Genomic DNA, 24,759 nt, shown 5'->3' on the forward strand with positions numbered 1-24,759 from the left:
TTTTCGCTTTGTATAACGAATATTTATTAACTCAATATTAGATGCTATTGTCTCTATTTTAAATTAATTTAAAGCAAAGGTATGAGGACACTAGTAGATATTTCTTAATCTTGATTAAGAAATTGAATTATTTTCCTTTGTTTATTGTTTTTTAGGATTATGAATATTGATAAAACAATGACAATTATATGACCTATTATCAATAAAGTCAATAAATAAGGATGTGTTGCGTTGCATTACTTTTAGTAATGAAAATAATCAGCAATTACCTTTTTAATTCTATAATCTTTCCGTTTCGTAATACTTTTAGTGTAAAAGAGCTATTGGGTGTTAAATTTTTGGCAAATTCCCCTAGCCTAACCAAAGCCTCATCGGTAAGATCAAATTCTATAGTATCGAATGCCAAAATAATATCTCCACCTATGATTAATTTTTGACCATCTATACTAACTTCTGTATCACCTCCCTGTAAGCCCATTTTATATAAGATAGATCCAAACACAACCCGTTGTACTAGCAGTCCACTGTTTTGAGGGACATTTAGCAATCGTTTTGTTTTTCCTGTTAATGGATATGCATCTAATCCCAACCAGGGAGTTTTATTATTCATCATTAGGTTTTTGGTAATATTGGCAGTTGCTGCGAATCCAATACCTTCGAAACCACCAGATTTGGTTAGTATCTGACTTACAACACCGATAACCTCACCTTTCATATTAAACATAGGCCCACCAGAATTACCGGTGTTAATAGCCGCATCGGTCTGAATAAACTCGGAACTGGTAAATGGATTAGTACCTAATTTATTTTTTATAATTCCGCTTACATAACCAGAAGATAAAGAATGGCCGTATCCAAAAGGAGCACCTACAATAAACACCTGTTCTCCTATTTTTACTTGATCAGAATCTCCAAAAGTTACGGTAACAGCATTTCTTTTGGGAGTATCTAATTTAATTAAAGCGACATCTGCCGATTTGAATGTAGAAATCACTTTTGCAGCTATGATTTGGCCATCCAGGAACCTAACTCTCAACTGTTCTGCAGCATCAACCACATGTGCAGCAGTAATGATATCGGTTTCAGAAATCATAAAGCCAGAACCTAACCCCTCTGAAGTAACAGTTTTGGTGATACTACCGATTGATTCTAATTTTGCTTCTTGAGTAAAAATTACAACTACTGCCGGATTTACTGTTTCATAGATCTTAGAAAGATCTTGTGCAGTGCTTATGATCGTAAAAAATAGTGTAATGATGGTTGTAATAGGCTTCATAATGTTGATTTATAAGTAAATATAACAAAAATGAAGAGGCTAAGATAGGAACTAAAGCTGTAAATCTACTTCAAAGATATTTGCAAAAAAACTAGCAGCGCAAATGATTAATGATAAGGTAGTAAAATCTAAAAAGAGAACATCAGTTATAGTTTAATTTTATTCGTTTTTACTTTTTTGATACACTAAAAATAGAAGTCGAATTCTCTTTGCCTCTTAATGTGGTTTCTTTCATCTTTTCATATTTGTACTTCGGTATTTGATGTACATATTCATGAATAGCACCAGAAATCAAGATTGCTTTATCAAAGACTTTGCATTGTTCCTGGATTCTGGCAGCAATATTTAGTGTATCCCCATGATATGCTATTTCTCTTTTTAATGTACCCACCTCGACCACAGTTACCATACCAAGGTCCGTTCCTGCTTTAAAAAAAGGGATGCAATTATAGGTAGATTGATAATAATCAGATCTTATTTTTAATTGATTGGTGTATGCGAAGAAAGCATCCAGGCAGTAATCAATAGAATGATTTTTTTTTATTTTCCAGGTCAAGACGACTTCATCACCTACGTATTGATACACTTCGGCTTTATATTTTTCGATAACCGATAAATCAAAAAAACAATCTTGTATAAATCTACTATATTTTATATGCCCTAATTTTTCGGCAATAGAGGTAGATGATTTTAAATCCAGAAACATAAATACTCTAAACTCTTCACGAGGAGTATAAAACTTTCCGGTTATTAACTTTAGCAAATTACCATTACCTAATAATTTGTTGATTTGTAAAACAATTACAATAACACTATTTGTAAGTATCGAATAGATTAAATTGACAATAATGATAGGGTTATCCAAAAAATCGATAAATAATAGGTCAGGACTTAGCCCGGTAATTCTTAGAGATATGTAAATAAACAAATAGATAATTACCATAATTAGAACATGAATAATAAGCCCTTTGAGAAGAGTGGCTCTAAAAGACATTATTTTCCTAATAGATTGATCACTAAAGTATTGTACGCTGCCAAATGTAACTCCGGCGAATAATGAAACAAAGAGTAATATGGGAAGAATAGTTAAGAATGGAAAATCAATATTTATTTTGGAGAGAAGAGGTTCGAAACTGAACCCTCTTGTTATTTCCCAGATAAGGGAAGAAGCTATCCACCCAATTGTAAATTTAGAGACAGTGCTTAGCCATTTAGGATTCATTCATATACTATTTTGATAGTATCACGAAAATACAAAAAGATTAGGTATAATTTTTAGCACTATAAAGTTCACTTCGAGATTAGTTCGTTTCACCTTCAAATTTATCCGTTTCAGTATATAATCGGTATAAAACCGTATGAATTGCAAATACATTTGTACAAAGAAACCTAAGAGATTTAGAGTATTAACTATAAAACAAATCATATGAAAACTATATACAGAATTACAGGAATTATTTTGATCCTTGTTTCATTTCTCGGTACAGATACGATTCAGGCACAAAGAAATGAAGGTAAAAGAAGCAGAGGGACTAATACACATCGTAATTATAATACCAAAGCATCTGTAGGAACGAATCATTACAGAGGAGATCGATACAGAACACAACCCATTTACAGGAATCCACATTACAGATACCCAAGACACCATAGGGTTATCAGAACATTACCCAGACACCATGTACGTGTAGTATATCGTGGTTTACCATATTTCTATTATGCTGGTATCTACTATACGGTGTATAATGATGCATATGTAACAGTATTACCTCCGGTTGGGTTTAGAATAACCGTTTTACCTGCAGGTTATACACGAGTGACGGTAGGACCTTCGATATATTATTATCACTCTGGAGTATATTATGTAGATACTAATGAATCTTCTTCTGAAGAACAAAAATATGAAGTGACCCAACCTCCTGTAGGAACACTTTTAACCACTATTCATGAAGATGCAGAAGAAGTAGTAATCGATGGTAAAATATTCTATGACTACAATAATATTTTATACAAAAGAGTGTCCACTTTTGATGGTAATACTGCTTATGAAGTAGTTCATGTACATAAAGAAAATAAATAAATATAACTTTTAAATCTTATAAAACCGATGAAAGCGATTAACAATCTAATACTAGTCTTATTACTTATAAGTAGTAGTGTGAATGCGCAAAATGCAAAAGAAGCTATCCAAAATACAAGACAAATTGCTGAAGGAAAAAGAAACCTGGAAAGAGATATTAAAGAATTGAAAGCTTTACAGCTAAAAATAGCAACATTTAAAAAAGCGTTTGCTATCCATGATCTATCAAAAACTAATATGCTGAAACAAGATATTATTACCGATATGATAAGAGAGGTAAAGCAAAGTGAGGCCAAGGCAAAACAAGCAAGAATAGAGATTGCTCAAAGCTCGGCAGAAATTAGATCAGACAGAAGAGAGATTAGAAAAGATAGAGATGACAGCAATATAGGTAGATATGATCGACGTGATGATCAAAAAGATTTGGCAAGAGATCAAGCCAATAAACGGGATGATAAAAGAGATAGGAGGGACGACATACGTGATTTTAAAGCACAAATAGCACGGGCAGAATACCAGGCATCATTACTGAAAAAACTAAAAACATTTAACTTTTCATTTGATCCCAAAATGATAGAGAAATCAATTGCAAATAAAAAACTGATTCAGGAATTTGTACAATCTCTTAATGAAGATATTATGGCCACAAAAAGAGAACTGGCAGAAGATAATCGTGAAAGACGAGAAGATAGAAGAGAGCGTTATGACGATAGAAACGAACGTAATGAATATGATTTTGGCAAGAAAAGACGGTTGAGGTAAGATGTTTAGGTATAGTTTTTTATTAAAAACGTCCTTTGTTGATTTTAACAAAGGGCGTTTTGTATGACATGTAATTTAAACCTAAAAGTAGTTTTTGATCACGAATAGAGGTCATAGGTTTTAAAGAACTCTCTTTTTCATGAATACTTCAAATAAGAATATAGAAGCTTCATAGTTGATTATGGTTACTTCACTTATAAACAGCAGATAAAGACTAGAAATACGCATTAGCTTTGATTGTATAACCCGAATTGATAATCTAAAACTTAGAAAATATGAGAACGATAAGCATATACATTATAACCGGTATTTTAATAAGCTTTTTTTTAAGAACAAGTATAAAAGATGATTTAGAAATATATACTCATTTTGAAGTAACAACTGATGCATATGAAACAATAGTAAATAATATAAATGATGATATATATACAGAACCCAATAGAGGTACCCAGATATCATCAATCACTAATGAAAGTGATTTTAAAACTGAAGAATAGTAAAAAAATGTATTCCTTATGTGTAAGATCCTTAACTAACTGTTAAGGATCTTTTTATTAGATAGATATATTAAAATTATATAGTAACAAGAAACTTAAATACCTTGTTTTTGTGCTTTAAACACCTCACCGTACGATTAGGTTACTTCACTTTTGATTTTGGATGCTTCACCCAAAAAACCAATAATTCTGGCTCTATCTCGAGATACATTTGTATAAGAAAATAAAAATAAACTCTAATTATAAACAAAATAAAAAAGATAATCATGGAGACAACAAACCTAAGAGTAGTATACAATCATAAAAGAGGATATACAGCAAACACATTAACAAATAAGAATAGAACCACTCAGTTTTTGATAACATTAACCAAGAGATATAAAGTATGGATAAAGAGTATGTATAGTACACTAGAAGAATTCGGTACTGCAGCAGGTATGGCTATTAGAAATTAAACAAACCAGAAAAGGATTAATCACAGCATAATAAGATATAAAAGATGAAAACGATACAAGCAATTTTAGGAAATATTTCAAAAAAGATATGGAATAGCATATTACGAAATGGAGGGTATATAAATCATAAAGATTTTCTTTCTAGCTATGAGAATGATGAAAACACCTTTTTGTTCATTTAATAAAACAGCAACCTTAAAATTAATAAATCATGAAAACAATAAATAAAATATTAGGAATCACGATGGGGATGACACTCTTGTTTAGTTGTTCTGCCGTGAAAGTAACAGACTCATGGAAAGATGTAAAAACATCAGATATCAAAGAAAAAAATATTATGGTAGTTAGTAAAACAGATAACGAAGTTGTAAGAACCAGATTTGAAAAAGATATGGTATCGACTCTTAATCATAAAGGATATCAATCTGTAGAAAGTTTTGTGGTCTTTCCTGCGTCTAGATCTACAAAAGAGATGAGTAAAGATCAAGTAAAAGAAATAAAAGAAAAGTTAAAGAAAAGTGGAATAGATGTGGTAATAATGACCGTATTAAGAGATTGCCAGGAATATACAGAAACCATTACAACGGGTACTACATATCAATTAAATACTTACCCAACATTTTATAGACGAGGATATTACGGAGGGTTTTATAGGTATTATGGTACTGTATATATACAATCAGATCCAATTACGACAGTGACCTCTTTAGGGAAAAAGTACATACTAGAAACAGTGGTGTATGACCTTTCTCTACCCGAAGAAAAACAATTGCTTTCTGTGATTACAACTGTTTTAGATAACCCAGAAACCTTGAGTACCACATCTGAGGATTTTTCTAAAAAAATAGTAAAAGAGCTTATTCAATAAATAATAATTAAAAATAATAGATATGAAAGTATCCAATATAATAACAATGGCCATGCTTATAGGAGGATTAATTGTATTAACCTCTGGAAAACAAAAAGTAGAAAGCTATATATCTTTTAATAAAGAAATTAAAACAGAAACTATTCTTGAAGAGGAATTAAACAAGGAAATCGACGAGTTGGTAAAAAAAGAGCTAGAACCTGTGATGAGTTTTGAAGATGTATTTGAAACAACCAAAGAAAAGCTAATAGAACCCATTGATATACACGATGTAAAGGAGGAAGAAGTGATTGTGTATGATGTAAGTGAAGGCATATATACCTCAGGATCTTGATCCGTATAGTAGTTAATCACCCCAGACCTTCACTTCGTTTGAAGAAGTCTCTAACCCCCATACAGAGGCTTCTTCTTTAATTATTGAGAACTAAATATTATGTTTCAGAAATTAGAATATTCTTTCAGCTTAATTTTCCGTAAATTTAAGAATCAAAAATTAGGAACTTTACTATTTATCTTGGGCTTAAAAAAGGTTAAATACACTGTAATTTTAAAGATAGCACTGCTTGTCTCTGTACTTGTTAACCTGCCAAGGACGTTGTCATTATTTAAGTTGACAGATAAATTAATAGAGTCTTTTACCGAGGTATCTATAAAAGACATTATCATACGTGTACTTTTTATTTTTATACTTTCGTTTTTAATACTTCAATTAAATGCCAATTGGAAAAATAAGTATGCAGAGTATTCTATCCTATTAAGAAGTAGTATAACAATAGTTCTTAATGCAATTATTTTTTTAGGAGTTGTTCAGTTATTTTTTATTGTATATCCTCTATTTGTAGGAGAATTACTGTCTGGACCCGAGAAAGGATTGATCTATTTTATTTATTTTGTAGTCTTATTAATAACCCTTTTTATTGCTAGAATTCTTAGATATCAGATCCTTCATCAAGAAGATCTTTTAGAAAATGAAAGACTAAAACAACAAAACCTTCAAAAGGAATTAACAGCATTAAAAAATCAAATCAACCCTCATTTTCTTTTTAATTCTTTAAATTCTTTAAACTCAATTATTCGCGATAATAAAGAGGCCACAACTTTTGTAAACAAGTTATCTTATATGTACAGATATATTTTGCAAAGTGGGGACAAAGATCTGGTTTCCTTAAAAGAAGAGTTGAAATTTTTGAGCAGCTATATTCATTTAATAAAAGCCAGGTATAGAGATCGATTTATGATTGATATTGCTATAGATGATATGTATTTGCAACAAGAAGTACCTCCATTAGCGTTACAGTTATTGGTAGAAAATGCAGTAAAACACAATGAAATTTCAGAAGAAAACCCTTTGAAAGTTAGGGTTTTTTCTAAAGAAGAAGCGATTTGTGTCGAAAACATAATAAAACCAAGAACCTCTTTTGTAGATAGTACTGGTAACGGACTAATGAATTTGGATAAGCGATATTTTTTGCTGAAAAAACAACACATTAGTATTAGTAATGCTAATAATGCATTTAGAGTAACACTACCTTTAAGTTAAACCATATGAAAGTAGTACTAGTAGAAGACGAAATAGCAGCAAGTGATCATCTTACTTTTTTGCTCAACTCTATCAATTCTGATATTGAAATTTTAAAAGTATTAGACTCTGTAAAATCGGTAATTGACTATTTTTCTGAACCCAATCGGGCAGAATTAATTTTTATGGATATTCATCTGGCAGATGGAATTTCTTTTGAAATTTTTGATGAAATAGATATAAAAATCCCCATCATTTTTACAACAGCTTATGATCAATATGCTATCAAAGCATTTAAAGTAAATAGCATAGATTATTTGCTTAAACCTATAGATGAGGATGAATTAGCAGAAGCGTTGAAAAAGTTTAAAACTAAATCCGGAGAAAATGATGCTATGAATGCTCAAATGAGTGGAATGTTACAACTACTCCAAGCAAAAACAAAATCATATAAAACTACCTATTTGGTGCATCAAAGAGATGAATTAATTCCTGTTAATACAGAAAGAATAGCCTATTTCTATATTGATACAGGTGTAGTTAAAGCAATCACTATCGAAAATAAAACGTATATTATAGACAAGAAACTTGAGGATATAGAAGAGGAATTAAATCCCGAGAATTTTAATAGAGTTAATCGTCAATTTATAATTCAAAAAAATGCAATCTCGAATATTAAGCATTATTTCAATGGGAAGTTGATTATAAATATAAGCCCAGTATCAAAAGAACGTATAGTTGTAAGTAAAGCCAAAGCCACAGAGTTTAAGAAATGGGTAAACTCATAGTTATAAAATCAGAGATTCTTTTAAATCAAAATTTATAAATAAGAAACGAAATTATAATAGATACACCTGCTTTAGCGCTATCAAACCCCAAAATCAAAACATTGCTGTATTCATTAGAATAGTTCTTAAAAAAACCTAAATTTATAAATCTGAAAATCTTTTTTCAGAGAATATAACATTAACCAACAAAACACAAATCATGAGAATTACTATCACCGCAATACTTTTATTAATGTTTATATCTGTATCTGCACAAACACAAAAAGAGAAAGAGCAACCTGGAGAAAAAAATAAAACAGAAATATTTACCTCTGGCGAAAAAGACAACCTACAATTTTTCTTTAAAGAACAAGTAGATAAAATGAAGCTTTCAGAAGATTTAAGCAATGACTATTATGGTATTATCCTGTATTATTCTAATAAAATGGGACGTATAGGAAATAAGGATAAAGGATATACCGAAGCAGAGAAAAAAACAAAATTTGATGCTATGGTAATCCAACTCAATGATGAGGTTAAAGAGATCCTGACCAAGGAGCAATACCAAATGCATAAAGAAAACTATGGAAAAATCATCACCAGCGTATATAACAGAAAAGGCTGGAAATAAGAATACATTAAGCTTGTAAATATGAGCTTATGTCAACTATAATTACACATCATCTTATGTATATGAAAAAACTAAAGTTAGTATTTCTACTTGTTTTCATAAACCTATTAGGGTATTCTCAAATCTCGAAAACAGTCACTATTGGTATTCTTGCAGATAAATCATCAGAAGAGACCCAGCCGTTATTAGCAAAACTACAGAATGAAATAAAATCAGTAGTGGGGCGTGATGCAACTGTTGTTTTTAAAGAGGTGTTAGAAAACAGGTTTAATGTTGCCACAGCAAAAACCAACTATCAAACACTCCTAGATACTGATACCGATCTTATTCTGGCTTTCGGAGTTGTTAATACTATTGTACTATATCAGGAAAAAAATTACCCAAAACCTACTATTGTTTTTGGATCTGTAAATGGTGATTTTTATGACTTACCAGAAGGTCAGCAAACTTCAGAGATAGATAATATAACGTACCTTATCACTCCTTTTTCATATACAAAAGATCTGGATGTCTTTAAATCACTATATGATTATAAAAAAGTAGGTATTGTAATCGATGAGGTGATTACAGATGTATTACCTGTTAAAGCATTGTTTGATGATTATTTTTCTAAAAAGGAATCTTCTTACACATTAATTCCGCTTAAAGATAAGGGAAATATTGAAGCAGATTTAGATGGTGTAGATGCTGTATATATAGCAGCGGGATTTTATTTAAGTGATGATGAGTTTTCTAAATTAGTTACTACTGTTAATTTAAAAAAACTACCATCTTTCTCTGCCTATAATCAAGAGGATGTCGAGAAAGGAATTTTGGCTTCTAATCAGCCAGAAACCAATATAGATCAGTTTTTTAGGCGTATTGCTCTTAATGTAGAAGCAATAATAAATGGTACAAACCCCTCTAAGTTACCGATGTATGTAGAGTACAAAAATAAACTTTCGATAAATACCAATACAGCAAAACAGATTGGATTCCCATTGCGATATAGTCTTATAGCAAAAGCAGATTTTATAGGGGAAGAAAAAAGAGTAACGTCAGATATTTCCTATTCGATTCTTGATATTATGAAAGGAGTGGTAGAGGAAAACCTTTCACTTGATGCAGAACGAAAAAATATTGAGTTAAGCACGCAGGATGTAAAAACGGCAAAAAGCAGTTATTTACCAAATGTAACTGCCAATGCTACTGGTGTATATCTCGATCCTAAAGTAGCAGAGATTTCTAATGGTTCGAACCCAGAGTTTTCGACCTCAGGAAATATAGCTCTAGAGCAAGTGATTTATTCTGAAAGTGCAGGAGCCAATATTACGATTCAGGAAAATTTGCAAAAAGCACAACAAGAAACCTATAATGCAGCCGAATTAGACGCCATCCTTAATGCTGCTGTAGCATATTTTAATGCCTTAATCCTGAAAACTAATTTACAGATTCAGAATCAAAACCTGCAAGTAACCAAAAAGAATCTGGAGCTTGCAGATCAAAACTTTACGGCAGGTGAGTCAGGAAAATCAGATGTGTTACGTTTTAGAAGTCAGTTAGCACAAAATACTCAGAGTTTGATTGATGCAGGTAATCAAATGCAACAGGCGTTTAATGCCATAAACCAATTAATGAATAATTCTATTTCAACAGAAATTGACATTGATGATGCAGAAATTTCACAAGGGTTATTTAAGAATTATAAGTATGAAGACTTTTTAGAGATTCTTGATGACCCAAAACTAAGGCCTGCATTGATCGACTTTTTGGTTGAAGAAGCTAAGAGAAATGCTCCCGAATTAAAAAATATCAATTATAATGTTGAAGCTACCCAAAGAAACTATAGGCTAAATAATACAGGACGATTTATTCCTACGGTAGCATTGCAAGGTAAATATAGCCTTGCTATTTCAGAATCAGGGAAGGGTTCTACAGTACCTGTAGGAATCCCTACTGTACCAGACGGCACATACAATGTAGGGGTAAATGTATCACTACCTATTTTTAAGCAAAACCAACGAAATATCAATAGGCAAACTGCAAGAATTCAGGAAGATCAGTTACTGATACAAAAAGGGAATGTGGAGTTGACTATTGAAAAAAACGTAAATGATATTTTATTAGATATGATCAATCAAATTGCCAATATCGAAATATCCAAGGTTTCAGAAGAAGCTGCAAGAGAGAGCCTGGATCTCACGCAAAATGCATATGCAGAAGGAGCTGTACCACTTATTCAGTTGATTGACGCACAAACCAATTACTTACAAACACAATTAGCTAGTGCAACAGCTAATTACAATTATTTATTAACTTCTATGCAGTTAGAAAGAGCCATTGGTTATTTTTTTCTAATGAATACAGAGGCGAGTAATCAGGATTTTATTCGAAGAATTAATGAATTTATATTAAGTAGGGAATAACTATAAAACGATAACTGACTAATACACCATCAAGTATGAAACTCACTAAATACATAATACTAGCAGTACTTACATCTCTGATGTTAAATGCCTGCAAAGATAAAGAAGTCGTAAAAGAAGAAATACTGCGCCCTGTACAATTTCAAGTTGTAGGTAGTTCTGATGCCCAGAAAATCAGAACTTTTAGTGGTATTGCCAAAGCAGGTGATGAGATCGAATTAAGTTTTAGGAGTAATGGGATAATTACAGCACTAAATATCAAAGTTGGACAGAAGGTAAATAAAGGGGATCTTATTGCGAAATTAGACAATGTACAGGCTAACCTGGCGTATGAACAATCGGTTTCTGCACTAAACAGTGCGAAGTCTGCAATGAATACCGCAAAATCTAGTTTAGACCGTATCAAGTCTTTGTATGAAAAAGGAAGTAATTCTTTGAGTGATTATGAAGCAGCAAAAAATTCATATCAAAACGCATTGGATCAATACGAGTCTGCAAAACGTAATAAAAGCATACAGCAATCACAGATTAGTTACGGATATATCAAAGCCCCGAAAGCAGGTATTATTGCAGCAAAGAATAGTCAACTTAATGAAAATGTAAGTGCTGGACAGGTAATTGCAATACTAAATGCGGGGGATCAAACTAATATTGAGGTTGGATTACCCGAAAATGTGATTAATAAAGTGCAATTAGGAATGAACCCGGAGATTTCTTTCTCTGCTCTAACAGGAAAAATTTTTAGAGGCACTATTATCGAAATTTCACCTATTGTAAATGAGGACTCTGCAACATATCCTGTAAAAATAGATATTGCCGATGCAACAGAAGATATTAAACCTGGGATGACAGCAAATGTGACTTTTAATTTTGTAGATCCTCAAAGCAAAAATGATGCGGCGCTGGTTATTCCTGTAAAATCTGTTGGTGAAGATGGCGACGGTAATTTTGTATTTCTTATTGAATCTGAAGACGGAACCACAGGAATAGCAAAGAAACATCGTATAGAAATAGGAGAACTTACAACAAGTGGTTTTAAAATCAAAAACGGACTTACTGAAGGGCAAAAAATTGCTACAGCAGGACTACAAACCTTGTTGGATGGTCAAAAGGTAAAATTACAATAATCGATATCAAAAGAATCAACTATGAATTTTGCTAAATTTTCTATAGAGAAAAACCGGGTTGCGTTAAGTATTCTTGCGGTAGTGATGATTATGGGGATGGTATTTTATGCCTCTCTTTCTCGGGATAGTATGCCTCCTTATACCATACGTATTGCTTCTATTGTTTCTTCATTTCCCGGGGCAAGCCCAGAGCGGGTAGAAGAATTGGTAACCGATAAAATTGAAAAAATAGCTCAGGAACTTCCAGAGTTAAAAAAGGTGACAAGTACTTCGCGTACAGGACTGTCGGTAGTGAGTGTAGAATTAAAAATGGAAGTTACTCCAGAAGAGTTACAGCCTGTTTGGGATAGATTACGTCGAAAATTAGACGCTATTCAGGGATTGCCCAATAATGTAATTCCACAACTTAATGATGATGGAATAGGAGAGGTATTTGGAATTGCGGTTGGGATTACCAGTGATGGATATTCGTATGCAGCAATGAAAGAAAAAGCAGACGATCTTCGTGATGATTTGATTAAACTCGAAGATGCTGCAAAAGTAGAAATTAATGGAGCCCAGGAAGAACGCGTTTTTGTGAAATTTGACAATGCAAAACTTAAAGCATATGGGCTAACCTCAAGCAGTTTGCAAGGAATTATAAGTAGCACTAATATTTTAAATTCTGGAGGAGAAGTTAATATCGAAGAAGAGCGTATCATATTAGAACCCACGGGTAATTTTAATGCTATTGCAGATATCAGAAATATGTTGATTCCTATTGGTCAAAATGGTCAGGTAGTTACCTTAGGAGATATTACGACTATAGAAAAAGGATATATCAATCCTCCAAAACAAAAAGTACGAATTAATGGTAAAGATGCCATTTCTCTTCATATATCTTTAAAAGAAGGAAGAAATATTATCAAACTAGGAGAAGAAATAGATGTACTGTTGACCAAATGGCAAGAAAAACTTCCTGTAGGATTAGAAGTAGCCAGATTGGCATCAATTGATGAGTATATTGATCTTAAAATCAATGATTTTCTTGGGAACCTGTTACAATCTATTGCAATAGTACTTGCAGTGATGTTAATCTTTTTAGGGTTTCGTACCGGGATGGTGATTGCCAGTTTGATTCCTATTGTAACCATTACGACTTTAATGGTTATGGGGCTTATCGATGTAGGACTTAACCAAATTACCCTGGCGGCCTTAATTATGGCATTAGGGATGATGGTCGATAATGCTATTGTGGTTGCAGAATCCATTATGGTAAAAATGGAAGACGGTATCGATGTAAAAAAAGCTGCTATTGATTCTTGTGCAGAGTTATTTATGCCGCTACTAATTTCTACATTAACAACGTCGGCGGCATTTCTTGCTTTCTTTATGGCAGAATCTGTAATGGGGGATATTATGGGACCTATTTTTGTGGTTATTACCATTGCACTATTATCCTCGTGGATAATTTCCTTAAGTATCATCACTTTGTTTTGTGTGTTCTTTCTTAAAATCAAAAAGAGAGAAGATGGAAAAGCTGGGTTTTTAGACAGAATGATCAATAGTCTAAAAACCAAATATAAAGATCTTATTTTATTAGCATTATCCTGGAAAAGATCCGTTTTAATAAGTATAGTCGCTTTATTCTTTTTATCGATCTATGGGTTTACAAAACTAGCATTTGTATTTTTTCCCGATAGTGATCGTAATATGATTACAATTGATATCAATTTACCTCAAGGAACTAAAATCGAAAGCACTACAGCAACAGTATTGACCATCGAGGATTATATAACCAAAGCATTAAAAGTAACTTCAGAAAGGCCAGACGGGATCGTTGATTGGTCATCCTATATTGGCGAAGGCCCATCATCCTATGATCTTGGGTATAATGCAGATGAGCCTAATTCTAATTATGCTCATATTCTGGTAAACACCTCATCTTTTTTAGTGAATTCTGATATGGTAAAACAAATTGACGCATTTTGTTTCGATACCTTTCCTAATGCCGATATTAAAGTAGGGTTTTTAGGATCAGGAGGAGGAGGTACTCCAATTGAAATAAAAGTATCTGGTGATAATCCGGATAAACTCGCTAGTATATCAGAAGAAATAAAAGCCAAACTGTTTAGCATTACAGGAACCAAAAATATCAAGGACGATTGGGGCCCAAAGGGCAAGAAGTTTGTAATTGATATTGATCAAAACAAGGCACAAGCAGCAGGAATTACAAATCAAGATGTGGCTGTATCATTACAAACCGTTTTAGATGGTTTTCGAGCAGGAGAGTTTAGAGAAAAAGATAAATCGATTCCTATAATAATGACCAGTAATCAAGGAAAACAGCAATCACTGGCTTCTTTAGAAACATTAAATATATACGGGCAAAACTCGGGAAAAAGTGTTCCTTTATTACAGGTAGCTAATATTATTCCGCAATGGCAATATTCTAAAATCAAAAGATTAGATCTCACCCGTACTATTAACGTATCTAGTGAATTAACAGAAGATGGAAATGCTTCTGAGGTTACTAAAATTATGAAACCTTGGCTTGTCGAGGAACAATTAAAGTGGGGAGAGGAGTATACATATCAACTTGGTGGTGATGCAGAGAATAGTGCCGAGAATATGGGAGCTGTTGCTAATTATTTACCACTATCTGCATTCATTATTGTAATGCTGTTAATTATTCAGTTCAATTCTTTTAGAAAAATGACAATGATTGTTACAACAATTCCTTTAGGAGTGATCGGTATGGTGATAGGGTTATTGATATTTGGTGTTCCTTTTGGATTTATGGCATTCCTGGGTGTAATATCATTGGCCGGAATTGTAATCAATAATGCAATCGTATTGATTGATAGGATAGAGATCGAAGAAAATGAACTTCGCCGAAAACCACAAGATGCCATCATAGCAGCATGTTTACAACGTTTTAGGCCAATTTTGCTAGCAACATTTACAACAGTATTAGGATTGATACCATTATATCTGGGCGGAGGAGAAATGTGGGAACCTATGGCAGTTACCATTATGATAGGATTGCTATTTGGTACAATAATCACATTGTTATTTATTCCTGCGTTTTATAGCGTGTTGTATAAAATAGAGTATAAAGAGTATACCTTTAACGAAGAACTCCTTAAATAAAGTATGATAGAAAAGTTATACCCATATCGTTTTGAGATCTTCTTTTTTAGTCAGGTCACAATTCTTTTTGGATCATTAATAGTTCCATCTGCTATATTCGAAAATATTGTATCTCCCATTTTGTTTTTGATTAACCTTTTAGCTGGTATTTTACTACTGTCGACAAAGAAAAACCTGATGTGGTTTTTTGTAGTATTACTACTTGTTTCAGGTGTTGTTTTTGGTTCGAGCCTATTCGAAAACAGGAATGAGAAGTTTTTTAATTTTATAAGAATGATCACCTATTTTTTGTTTTATGTGGTGGTTACTTTCGAAATTATAATGCAAGTTTGGAAAGCTGAATTTGTCAATAAAAATGTGATCTTAGGCCTGATAAGTGGTTATGTCTCATTAGGACTTATTGGTTTTTTTATTTGTATAAGTATAGAAATGGCAGATCATGGTTCGTTTAAAGGATTGATGCTTGACAGTTCTAACCGTGGTGAGATGATTACAGAAGAACTAATGTATTACAGTTATATCACGATGTTAACTATTGGTTATGGGGATATAGTTCCGGTAACGAGTTTATCTAAAAAAGCAGCCATACTTATTGGATTAATTGGACAGTTTTATTTAGTGATTGTTACTGCCATTGTTGTAGGGAAATATATCAACCAGTTACACCGTAAAAAGGACTAGTTTATACAGATTGTTATACATCTTTTCCTTTTAACATCTTATTCCAATATAAATACGGTAACATGACTTTTTTGAATATGTATAACCTACGGTGTTCTTTAGCACTATTAAAGACCAACATTCGTTTTAATTTTGGATCAGGAGTAAAATTACCATCATAATCAAATTCTGCTAATGTCATTTTTCCATACCCTGTAACCAAAGGACAAGAAGAGTACCCGTTATATGCTTTATTATTGGCTTCTTGATGTTTCATTAGTTTTAAAATATTATCAGCTACAACTGGTGCTTGTTTTCGTATGGCAGCACCAGTTTTTGCTGTAGGAAGTGCAGCCACATCTCCTAATCCAAATATGTTGGGATATGTATTATGCTGTAGTGAATGATGATCTACATCAAGCCACCCAGCATCATTCACTAAAGAAGAAGTTCTTACAAATTTTGGTGCTGCTTGTGGAGGAGCGATATGCAACATATCGAACGGAAGTTTAATAATATTATCATCTGTAGAAATTTCTCCAATTGTAGTATCTTCATTGATAACACATTTGTTTTCTTCGGGAGCTACATGTCTGAAATAGATAAACTTATTTTCTGCATCTATTTTATGAGGTGCATAGAAAGGTTTAAAATGAATACCATATCTGCCTATAACCTTCATTAAAGTTTCTCGAATGGGCTTTACTCCAAAAATAACAGAACCAGGAGTTGCAAAAACTACGTTTGATGTATGTGCAAGCCTCTTTTTTCTTAAATAATCTGCAGCCAGGTAAGCAATTTTTTGAGGAGCACCTCCACACTTAATAGGAGTTGTTGGTTGTGTAAAAATAGCATTTCCTCCTTTAAAATTTTTAAGAACTTCCCAGGTGTGTTTAGGGTTTGTATAATTACTACAAACAACACCTTTGTCTAATGCTTCCTGAAGACCTTCTATCATCGATGGTTCCATAACTAGCCCAGTTGCAACGACCAGATATTTATATGTTATATTTCCACTTGATTTTGTAGATACAGTATTATTTTCAGGATCAAAAGCAATAGCAAAATCCTTAATCCAATTTACTTTTTTAGGCATTATAGATGCCATGGACTTTGCAGTTTTTTTATAGGAATACGCTCCTGCACCTACCAAAGTCCAGGCGGGTTGATAGTAATGTGTATCAGCAGGTTCTATAATTGCAATATCTAATCGACTATCTTTTTTGAGTAGACGAGCCGCTGTCATAATTCCTGCAGTACCCCCTCCTATAACGACAATTTGATAATGTGATTTCATTTATGTCTTCTTTGTATTAGGAAATTAAAAGTACCTTCAATAATTTATTATTACGGTAACTTTGGTTACACAAACAAAAAAATCGATGGTTTTATACTTTTAATTCAATGTTTTGGTGTGTTAGTTTTTGCACTTTTCCCAAGCGATATACCCACCTTTTAGGTCTATAATATTTTTAAACCCTGTTTTGGCTAATAGTATTGCTGCTTTCTTACTTCGATTTCCACTTCGGCAGTATACATATAAGGGTTCATCTTTATCAAATTTATTGAACGAAGATTTGAATGTTGTTTGTTTAAAAAAATCAATATTAATAGCACCATTAATATGTTTGGTATTATATTCATGCGATGTTCTTACATCGACTAATTGTAGATCTTTTTTTTGTGAGATGGCTTCTTTGAAAGCAAGAGCATCAATTTTGGTGATGGCATCCGTTTGTTGGTTTTGTATTTTAAAAAGAGTCTTAAAAATTGACATCATAGCTGGAGTATATTAAAGTAGTCATTTTACAATAACTTTTGTTTTATATGAATAGTAACTTAAATGCAAACAATACATTTAAAAATAAACACCCAAATCTGTTCATTTTTAAATTCAGGTGTTTTACTTCTAATTTCTATATATTAAAGCATTGTAGTTGGGCAGATATATTCTGATTTTGGAATATCAGTTTTTGCAATTTCTGCAAATCCACCAATCACATCAACAAATTGATGCCAACCTCTTTGTTTTAAAATAGAGGATGCTATCATGCTTCTGTATCCTCCCGCACAGTATAGTACAAAAGATTTGTCTTTTGGAAACTTTGCCAAATGCTTATTAATTTCGTTTAAAGGAATATTTATCGCATCAATAATGTGTTCTGAGTCGTACTCACTTTTTTTACGAATATCAAAAACCAAAGGCTTTTCTTTGGTATAGGATTTTTCAAATTCATTGGCGGTAATTCTTTTCGAGGTTTCGAACTCTTTTTTAGCATTTTTCCATGAATCAAACCCGGCATCAAGATATCCTATGGTATTATCATATCCTACTCTTGATAATCTGGTGATTGCTTCTTTTTCCTTTCCTGGATAGGTGATTAGTAATATTTTTTGTTTCACATCGGGAATCATTTCTCCCACCCATTGAGCAAAACTTCCTTCCAGACCGATATTAATACTATTAGGAATGAACCCTTTAGTAAAATCTTCTGCATTTCGGGTATCAAGCATTAGTGCATCTGTTTCGGTGGCCACTACTTCGAAAGTATCAGGAAGCAAAGGTCGTATTGCTCGATCCATTACTTCATCAAGGCTGTCATATCCTTTGATATTCATTAAAACATTTTGAGGAAAATATCCGGGAGGAGCGGTTAACCCAGTAAGTAAAGCATCAATAAACTCTTCTTTTGTCATGTCTTCGCGTAAAGCATAATTTACTTTTTTCTGATGCCCAAGAGTGTCAGTAGTTTCTGTACTCATCATTTTACCACAGGCAGAACCAGCCCCATGATTAGGATACACTATCAAATCATCACTTAGAGGCATAATTTTATTGCGAAGAGAATCATACAAATGACCAGCCAATTTTTCTTCGGTTAACTCAGATACAACATGCTGAGCTAGGTCGGGTCGTCCTACATCACCTATAAATAAGGTATCTCCGGTAATAATCCCATGCTCTTTTCCCTGATCATCGATAAGCAAGTATGTAGTACTTTCCATAGTATGACCCGGAGTATGAATCACTTTTATTTTATACTCTCCGATTTCAAAAACCTGTCCATCTTCTGCAATGGTAGCATGATATCCAGGTTTTGCACTGGGGCCAAAAACAATTTCTGCTCCTGTTTTTTTACTTAAGTCAAGATGCCCACTTACAAAATCTGCATGAAAATGGGTCTCGAATACATATTTTATTGTTGCGTTATCCTCTTTTGCACGATCGATATAGGGGTGTACTTCTCTAAGGGGGTCAAAAACTGCAGCTTCTCCGTTATTCTCAATATAATAAGCAGCGTGGGCTAAACAGCCCGTATAAATCTGTTCTATTTTCATAAGTATTTACTTTTAAAAGGTTTAATAGTATAAAGGTAGTATGGATGTTATTCTTCTACAGTTACTTATGTTACAGAAGGTGTTTTTTTTGTTTGAAGAGAAATCTTTTCTTGTATAGCAGTTTTTTTACTTGCATTATTGCAGTGATCATATGCTTCATAAACTTTTACAAAAAGATTTTCTGGACCTATAGTATTGATAAGACCACTGCTAAATATAATATCCCTTGTAGGTCCTATGGCTCCGGCAATAATAAACTGAATGCCTTTACTTTTGAGATCTTTAACGAGCTGTTTGAGTACATGGGCGGCACTGCTGTCGATATAATTTATGGCTTCTGCATTAAGTATAATGGTGTTAAGCTCTTTTCCTTTTAAATCAACCTGTTTATAGAGTTCTTTTTTGAAATAATCTTTATTTCCGAAGTATAGTTGAGCATCAAAACGAATAATCAAAATATATGGTTGTATTTCAATATCATTACTAAAACGAGTAATGTTTTTGAAGTAATTGGTTCCTTTTATTTTCCCCAAAACTGCAATGTGAGGTTTTGAAGTTCTATAAACTAATATCAATAAAGAAAACAATACTCCTGATAATATTCCTTCTTTAATACCAATAATAAGAGTAATCAAAAAGGTAAGAAGGAGAAGGCCAAATTCATCTTTTCTGTTTTTAAAAAGTACAATGGGATATTTTATATCGATCAATCCAAATACCGCTACCATAATTATGGCTGCCAGAATCGCGTTGGGCAAAAAATAAAAAAGAGGAGTAAGGAATAATAAAGTTAATCCAACTACGACTGCGCTTATGATTGGGGCTATGCCTGTTTTTGCACCAGCCTGATCATTAACTGCTGTTCTGGAAAAGCCACCTGTTGTTGGATAAGATTGAAATAAGGAACCGACAATATTAGACGTTCCCAAAGCAATTAATTCCTGATTAGGATCAACCTCATACTCTGTATGTTTTTCTTCTACTGCTTTGGCTACAGAAATAGCTTCCATAAAGGCAATAAGAGCTAAAGTAAGAGCAATGGGAACAAGCTCCGAAATTCTGGAATACTCAACAATAGGTACCTCAAATTCGGGTAACCCCTTTGGTATTGCACCTACAATTTTTACTCCCAGATCATCTATACCAGAGGCATAAACACTAACGATTCCAAGAATAACTACAATTAATGCTGCAGGAATTTTTGGATTTATTTTTTTTATGGTTTTGATAAATACAATGGCAAGAATTCCAATACCTAGAGTTAAAAAGTTAGTTTGATCTATGGTTTTGAATGCATTGTGTAACAAGATATGTACTTGATTACTACGCTCGATTTCTGTTCCTAATACATGTTTTAATTGGCTAAGTCCAATAATAATTGCAGCAGCAGACGTAAAACCACTTATAACAGGTTTGGATAAGAAGTTTACCAAAAACCCCATCTTTAATATCCCCAAAATAAGCTGAATGCTTCCCATGAATAGAGAGAGAAAGATTGCCATCGTTATATATTCTTCAATACCCGAAAGTGATAGTGCTCCCAATCCCGATGCTACAAGAAGAGAATCCATTGCTACGGGGCCTACTGCCAATTGTCGCGAGGTACCCATAATAGCATAGACTACTTGTGGGATCAATGCGGCGTATAGCCCAAATACAGGAGGAAGACCTGCAATCATGGCGTATGCCATTCCTTGCGGAATTAACATTATCCCTACAGTTAAACCTGCTGCAATATCTCCCGATAAAAACTTTTTTTTATAATCAGGAAGCCATTGAAAAACAGGGAAATATCGCTTTAGCATGTATGCGTGAATTTATAACCAAAAGTAGTAGAACATAAATCTATAATCAGTAACATTGGTTACATAGCTTTTATAAATCAAGAATTTTGATATAATTCCTATGTAATTCTATTTTATCAATTTGTTCCAGTTTTTTTAACAAGCGGGATATCACTACTCTAGAACTATGTAATTCCTGTGCGATTTCCTGATGTGTATTACGAATAATATATTCGTTATTAACTCGAGCTTTTTCCTTCAGGTAATTTACCAGGCGTTCATCCATTCTATCAAAAGCTATACTATCTAAAGTAATAAGAAGTTCATTTAATCGGTTATGATAACTTTCAAAAACAAAATTCCTCCAGGATTTGTATTTGGCGGTCCATTCTTCCATTTTTCGAATAGGAATCATGATAAGTTTCGTATCTACTTCTGCGATTGCTCTAATTTCACTGCGAGTTTGGCCAATACAACAAGTCATTGTCATCGAACAGGTATCTCCTTGTTCTAAATAATATAATAGCAATTCGTCTCCTTCTTTATCTTCTCTAAGTACTTTTATTGCTCCCGATACGAGTAATGGCATTCCTTTGATATAATCTCCAATTTCAATCAGCTTATATCCAGTAGGAACTTCTCTAAAAGTTCCGACTTGTAGTATATCGTTTATCAAAGCATTTTCAAACTGGCGTCCGTAACTGTTTTTTAGCTCCTGAATCATTTAGAATCTTGTTTAGCTTTGGCGATAGATGCATCGTAGGTAAAGAAGAGGTTGGCCCAAATCAATTTTGAAATCGCTCCAATGTATGGCATTAAAAGTATAAGGGTAATAACAATACTGATAAAGATGTGTATTGGGGTTAGATTTAACCCAAACAGTTGTATCAAGGTAAAAACAGCTGCACTTATCGCTATACCAACTGCATATGAAACATACATTGAACCATAATAAAAACTGGGCTCTATACTATATTTTAATTGACATGAAGGGCATCTTTTTTTTACTTTATTAAAACGTTTTAGGTCATATGGGTTAGCTTCTAAAAATGCTCCATCATGACACCGTGGACATTTTAAAAACAATATGCTATATAGTTTTGAACCTCTACCAAACATGTTGTTGAATTTTGGATAAAAGTAATGCACTACAAAATATTTATCAGTAACAAAGGTTACATATGCAAAGATCATTTTTTGCTCTATAAGGTAGAATGAGACTATAACTTCTTAGATATGTCGATAGACACTGTTTTAAGTTGTAAAAGAGCAATTTTGCTAAAGGTATTTTATGATTTTGATAACAGTTGCGTTAAAAATATAAAAGTTTAACAAAATTTTAAATACGCTCAAATCTAGGGATTCAGGCATTTTATTGATAATTTTTTGATTGTATATTAGATCAGCTTTGTTTTTGTAAATATCTGTATGTTAGGCGTTTATGTTCTTTCTTAAGTTTTAAACCTCTCTGTATACGAAAATTCTTACTCTTTTTTTAACATTTTTGGGCACTATTGTTATTTGACATAAATTTTCTACTTTTAGTGCTGTACTAAAAATAAAAAGTAGGCATAATAAGCTTCTTTTTGGTATGATATGATTTTAACTTGGGGGATCTTAAAAGAATGAAAAAACTCATATGTTTTTTAAGTTTTTTAGATAAAAACAATCATATTTCCTCACGAAAAAATGATATATACTATAGCGTTATGTTTCTAAATTTAGCATTAGTATACATTAAAAACTAAAACACCATAACTAAATAAATATTCATTCAATCAAAAAAGGAGGTTTATATGAAACGAAGAGATTTTGTTAAATACGCTGGATTAGGATCTGGCGCATTAATGATGCCATCCATGCTTATGGGAAATAATATTTCCGCAGAAGCTTTGCTAAATCCTGGGATGGACGTCGCAATCAAGAAAAGCCTTGCAGACATAGCATTAAATACTGCCAAAACTTTGGGAGCATCTTATGCCGATGCAAGAATAGGAAGATATCTAAATCAATATGTATTTACCAGAGAAGATAAGGTTCAGAATGTAGTAAATACAGAATCTTTTGGAATTGGTATACGAGTTATTACCAATGGAACCTGGGGGTTTGCTTCTACCAATAACGTAACAGAAAAAGGAATTAAAAAAGCAACAGAACAAGCGGTTGCAATAGCAAAAGCAAATTCAAAAATTCAGAAGGTGCCTGTGAAACTGGCTCCGGTAAAATCTTATGGAGAAGTAACCTGGAAGACACCTATTAAAAAAGATTTCAAAAAAGTACCTATTTCAGAAAAAGTAGATCTATTGCTTAGTGCTAATGCAGCTGCAATGAAAAATGGAGCTAATTTTGTGAATTCTGGTCTTTTTATGGTAAATGAGCAAAAATATTTTGCATCTACCGATGGGTCGTATATAGATCAGGATGTTCACCGTATATGGCCAACATTTACGGTTACGGCAATTGATCGTGCTAATAATAAATTTAAATCACGCCAGGCAATGAGTGCTCCTATGGGAATGGGATATGAATATATGGATGGTTTGGATTCAGAAAAATTAGATGGGCCAGCAGGAATGAAGTTATATAGAGGAAGCTACGATATGGTAGAAGACGCTATTATGGCAGCCAAGCAGGCCAAAGAAAGACTTAGCGCCAAATCGGTAGAGGCAGGTAAGTATGATTTGGTATTAGAACCAAATCACCTGGGATTAACTATTCATGAATCGGTAGGGCACCCTCTCGAGTTGGATCGTGTACTGGGATATGAAGCCAATTATGCAGGAACAAGTTTTGCTACTCTTGATAAATGGAAAACCAAAAACTTCAAGTATGGTAGTGATATTGTTAATCTGGTAGCAGATAAAACGCAAGTAGGATCTCTAGGAGCTGTTGGGTATGATGACGAAGGAGTAAAGACAAAACAATGGGATCTTGTACGTAATGGTGTATTAACCAATTATCAGGCAATAAGAGATCAGGTTCATATGATAGATCAGAATGAATCACATGGTTGTTGTTATTCTCAGAGTTGGAACGATGTGCAATTTCAGCGTATGCCTAATGTTTCGTTAGAACCAGGTAAAGAAAAATATAATGTTAATGACATGATAAAAGATGTAGAAAAAGGAATTTATATTGCGGGTAGAGGTTCGTACTCTATCGACCAGCAACGATATAATTTCCAGTTTGGCGGTACTGCTTTCTACGAAATTAAAAACGGAGCGATTGTGGGTATGTTAGATGATGTTGCTTATCAATCTAATACACAGGAGTTTTGGAATTCTTGTGCCAAAATATGTGACAAAGATGACTATAGGTTATTCGGATCGTTCTTTGATGGTAAAGGACAGCCTTCTCAGATAAGTGCTGTATCACACGGAAGTTCTACTACTAGGTTTAATAATGTAAATGTGATCAATACAGGTAGAACTATTTAAAACATCTTTTTCCAACAAAT

23 protein-coding genes are annotated in these 24,759 nt (G+C 33.0%); 15 read left to right on the top strand and 8 right to left on the bottom strand.

Annotated elements, in window-relative coordinates; genetic code table 11:
• Positions 1-265: 265 nt before the first annotated feature.
• Positions 266-1,276, bottom strand: coding sequence for a S1C family serine protease (locus tag Z053_RS0106375; protein ID WP_025664205.1), 1,011 nt, complete (start codon positions 1,274-1,276; stop codon positions 266-268).
• Between the two features lie 169 nt (positions 1,277-1,445).
• Positions 1,446-2,498 (bottom strand): adenylate/guanylate cyclase domain-containing protein, encoded by a 1,053-nt coding sequence (locus tag Z053_RS29905; RefSeq protein WP_025664206.1) that lies wholly within the window; start codon positions 2,496-2,498, stop codon positions 1,446-1,448.
• Positions 2,499-2,702: 204 nt separating this feature from the next.
• On the opposite strand from Z053_RS29905, the gene Z053_RS29910 reads away from it, so the two are divergent.
• The 14 genes from Z053_RS29910 to Z053_RS0106445 all read left to right on the top strand — a co-directional run bounded on the left by Z053_RS29910 (position 2,703) and on the right by Z053_RS0106445 (position 16,200).
• A complete protein-coding gene (locus tag Z053_RS29910; protein WP_025664207.1) occupies positions 2,703-3,356 on the top strand; it encodes a DUF6515 family protein in 654 nt (217 codons plus the stop codon).
• A gap of 27 nt (positions 3,357-3,383) precedes the next feature.
• Positions 3,384-4,118: a hypothetical protein gene (locus Z053_RS0106390; protein WP_025664208.1), complete on the top strand. Its 735-nt coding sequence runs from the start codon at positions 3,384-3,386 to the stop codon at positions 4,116-4,118.
• Between the two features lie 275 nt (positions 4,119-4,393).
• Positions 4,394-4,615 (top strand): hypothetical protein, encoded by a 222-nt coding sequence (locus Z053_RS0106395; protein WP_025664209.1) that lies wholly within the window; start codon positions 4,394-4,396, stop codon positions 4,613-4,615.
• A gap of 266 nt (positions 4,616-4,881) precedes the next feature.
• On the top strand, positions 4,882-5,070 hold the full coding sequence (locus tag Z053_RS0106400) for a hypothetical protein (protein ID WP_025664210.1): 189 nt from the start codon (positions 4,882-4,884) through the stop codon (positions 5,068-5,070).
• Between the two features lie 44 nt (positions 5,071-5,114).
• The gene (locus Z053_RS31370) at positions 5,115-5,252 is read left to right on the top strand and encodes a hypothetical protein (protein ID WP_160170057.1); all 138 of its coding nucleotides are present in this window, start codon (positions 5,115-5,117) and stop codon (positions 5,250-5,252) included.
• 29 nt (positions 5,253-5,281) lie between these two features.
• Entirely contained in the window at positions 5,282-5,938 is a 657-nt protein-coding gene (locus tag Z053_RS0106405; RefSeq protein ID WP_025664211.1) for a hypothetical protein, read from the top strand.
• A gap of 22 nt (positions 5,939-5,960) precedes the next feature.
• Entirely contained in the window at positions 5,961-6,272 is a 312-nt protein-coding gene (locus Z053_RS0106410; RefSeq protein ID WP_025664212.1) for a hypothetical protein, read from the top strand.
• 99 nt (positions 6,273-6,371) lie between these two features.
• On the top strand, positions 6,372-7,478 hold the full coding sequence (locus Z053_RS0106415) for a sensor histidine kinase (protein WP_025664214.1): 1,107 nt from the start codon (positions 6,372-6,374) through the stop codon (positions 7,476-7,478).
• A gap of 5 nt (positions 7,479-7,483) precedes the next feature.
• Positions 7,484-8,245: a LytR/AlgR family response regulator transcription factor gene (locus tag Z053_RS0106420; RefSeq protein ID WP_025664215.1), complete on the top strand. Its 762-nt coding sequence runs from the start codon at positions 7,484-7,486 to the stop codon at positions 8,243-8,245.
• Between the two features lie 199 nt (positions 8,246-8,444).
• On the top strand, positions 8,445-8,855 hold the full coding sequence (locus tag Z053_RS0106425) for a hypothetical protein (RefSeq protein WP_025664216.1): 411 nt from the start codon (positions 8,445-8,447) through the stop codon (positions 8,853-8,855).
• A 29-nt stretch (positions 8,856-8,884) separates the two neighbouring features.
• Positions 8,885-11,260: a TolC family protein gene (locus tag Z053_RS0106430; protein WP_081748222.1), complete on the top strand. Its 2,376-nt coding sequence runs from the start codon at positions 8,885-8,887 to the stop codon at positions 11,258-11,260.
• A gap of 35 nt (positions 11,261-11,295) precedes the next feature.
• A complete protein-coding gene (locus Z053_RS0106435; protein WP_025664218.1) occupies positions 11,296-12,387 on the top strand; it encodes an efflux RND transporter periplasmic adaptor subunit in 1,092 nt (363 codons plus the stop codon).
• Between the two features lie 21 nt (positions 12,388-12,408).
• Positions 12,409-15,519 (top strand): efflux RND transporter permease subunit, encoded by a 3,111-nt coding sequence (locus tag Z053_RS0106440; protein WP_025664219.1) that lies wholly within the window; start codon positions 12,409-12,411, stop codon positions 15,517-15,519.
• A 3-nt stretch (positions 15,520-15,522) separates the two neighbouring features.
• Positions 15,523-16,200 (top strand): potassium channel family protein, encoded by a 678-nt coding sequence (locus Z053_RS0106445; RefSeq protein WP_025664220.1) that lies wholly within the window; start codon positions 15,523-15,525, stop codon positions 16,198-16,200.
• Positions 16,201-16,213: 13 nt separating this feature from the next.
• On the opposite strand, the gene Z053_RS0106450 is transcribed toward Z053_RS0106445, so the two are convergent.
• The 6 genes from Z053_RS0106450 to Z053_RS0106475 form a co-directional block, all read right to left on the bottom strand.
• Complete coding sequence (locus Z053_RS0106450) at positions 16,214-17,476, bottom strand: NAD(P)/FAD-dependent oxidoreductase (RefSeq protein ID WP_025664221.1); 1,263 nt, start codon at positions 17,474-17,476, stop codon at positions 16,214-16,216.
• Positions 17,477-17,596: 120 nt separating this feature from the next.
• Complete coding sequence (locus tag Z053_RS0106455; protein ID WP_316930163.1) at positions 17,597-17,959, bottom strand: rhodanese-like domain-containing protein; 363 nt, start codon at positions 17,957-17,959, stop codon at positions 17,597-17,599.
• 143 nt (positions 17,960-18,102) lie between these two features.
• On the bottom strand, positions 18,103-19,518 hold the full coding sequence (locus Z053_RS0106460) for an MBL fold metallo-hydrolase (RefSeq protein WP_025664223.1): 1,416 nt from the start codon (positions 19,516-19,518) through the stop codon (positions 18,103-18,105).
• Positions 19,519-19,583: 65 nt separating this feature from the next.
• Positions 19,584-21,323, bottom strand: coding sequence for a SulP family inorganic anion transporter (locus tag Z053_RS0106465; RefSeq protein WP_025664224.1), 1,740 nt, complete (start codon positions 21,321-21,323; stop codon positions 19,584-19,586).
• A 70-nt stretch (positions 21,324-21,393) separates the two neighbouring features.
• A complete protein-coding gene (locus Z053_RS0106470; protein WP_025664225.1) occupies positions 21,394-22,026 on the bottom strand; it encodes a Crp/Fnr family transcriptional regulator in 633 nt (210 codons plus the stop codon).
• Positions 22,023-22,496: a DUF983 domain-containing protein gene (locus Z053_RS0106475; RefSeq protein ID WP_316930164.1), complete on the bottom strand. Its 474-nt coding sequence runs from the start codon at positions 22,494-22,496 to the stop codon at positions 22,023-22,025. Before Z053_RS0106475 ends, Z053_RS0106470 begins: the two co-directional genes overlap by 4 nt.
• 602 nt (positions 22,497-23,098) lie before the next feature.
• Between Z053_RS0106475 and Z053_RS0106480 the strand changes: the two genes are divergently transcribed.
• On the top strand, positions 23,099-24,739 hold the full coding sequence (locus Z053_RS0106480) for a TldD/PmbA family protein (protein WP_025664227.1): 1,641 nt from the start codon (positions 23,099-23,101) through the stop codon (positions 24,737-24,739).
• Positions 24,740-24,759 lie beyond the last annotated feature (20 nt).

This window comes from Aquimarina megaterium XH134, from assembly GCF_000520975.1.
GTDB classification, from domain to species: domain Bacteria; phylum Bacteroidota; class Bacteroidia; order Flavobacteriales; family Flavobacteriaceae; genus Aquimarina; species Aquimarina megaterium.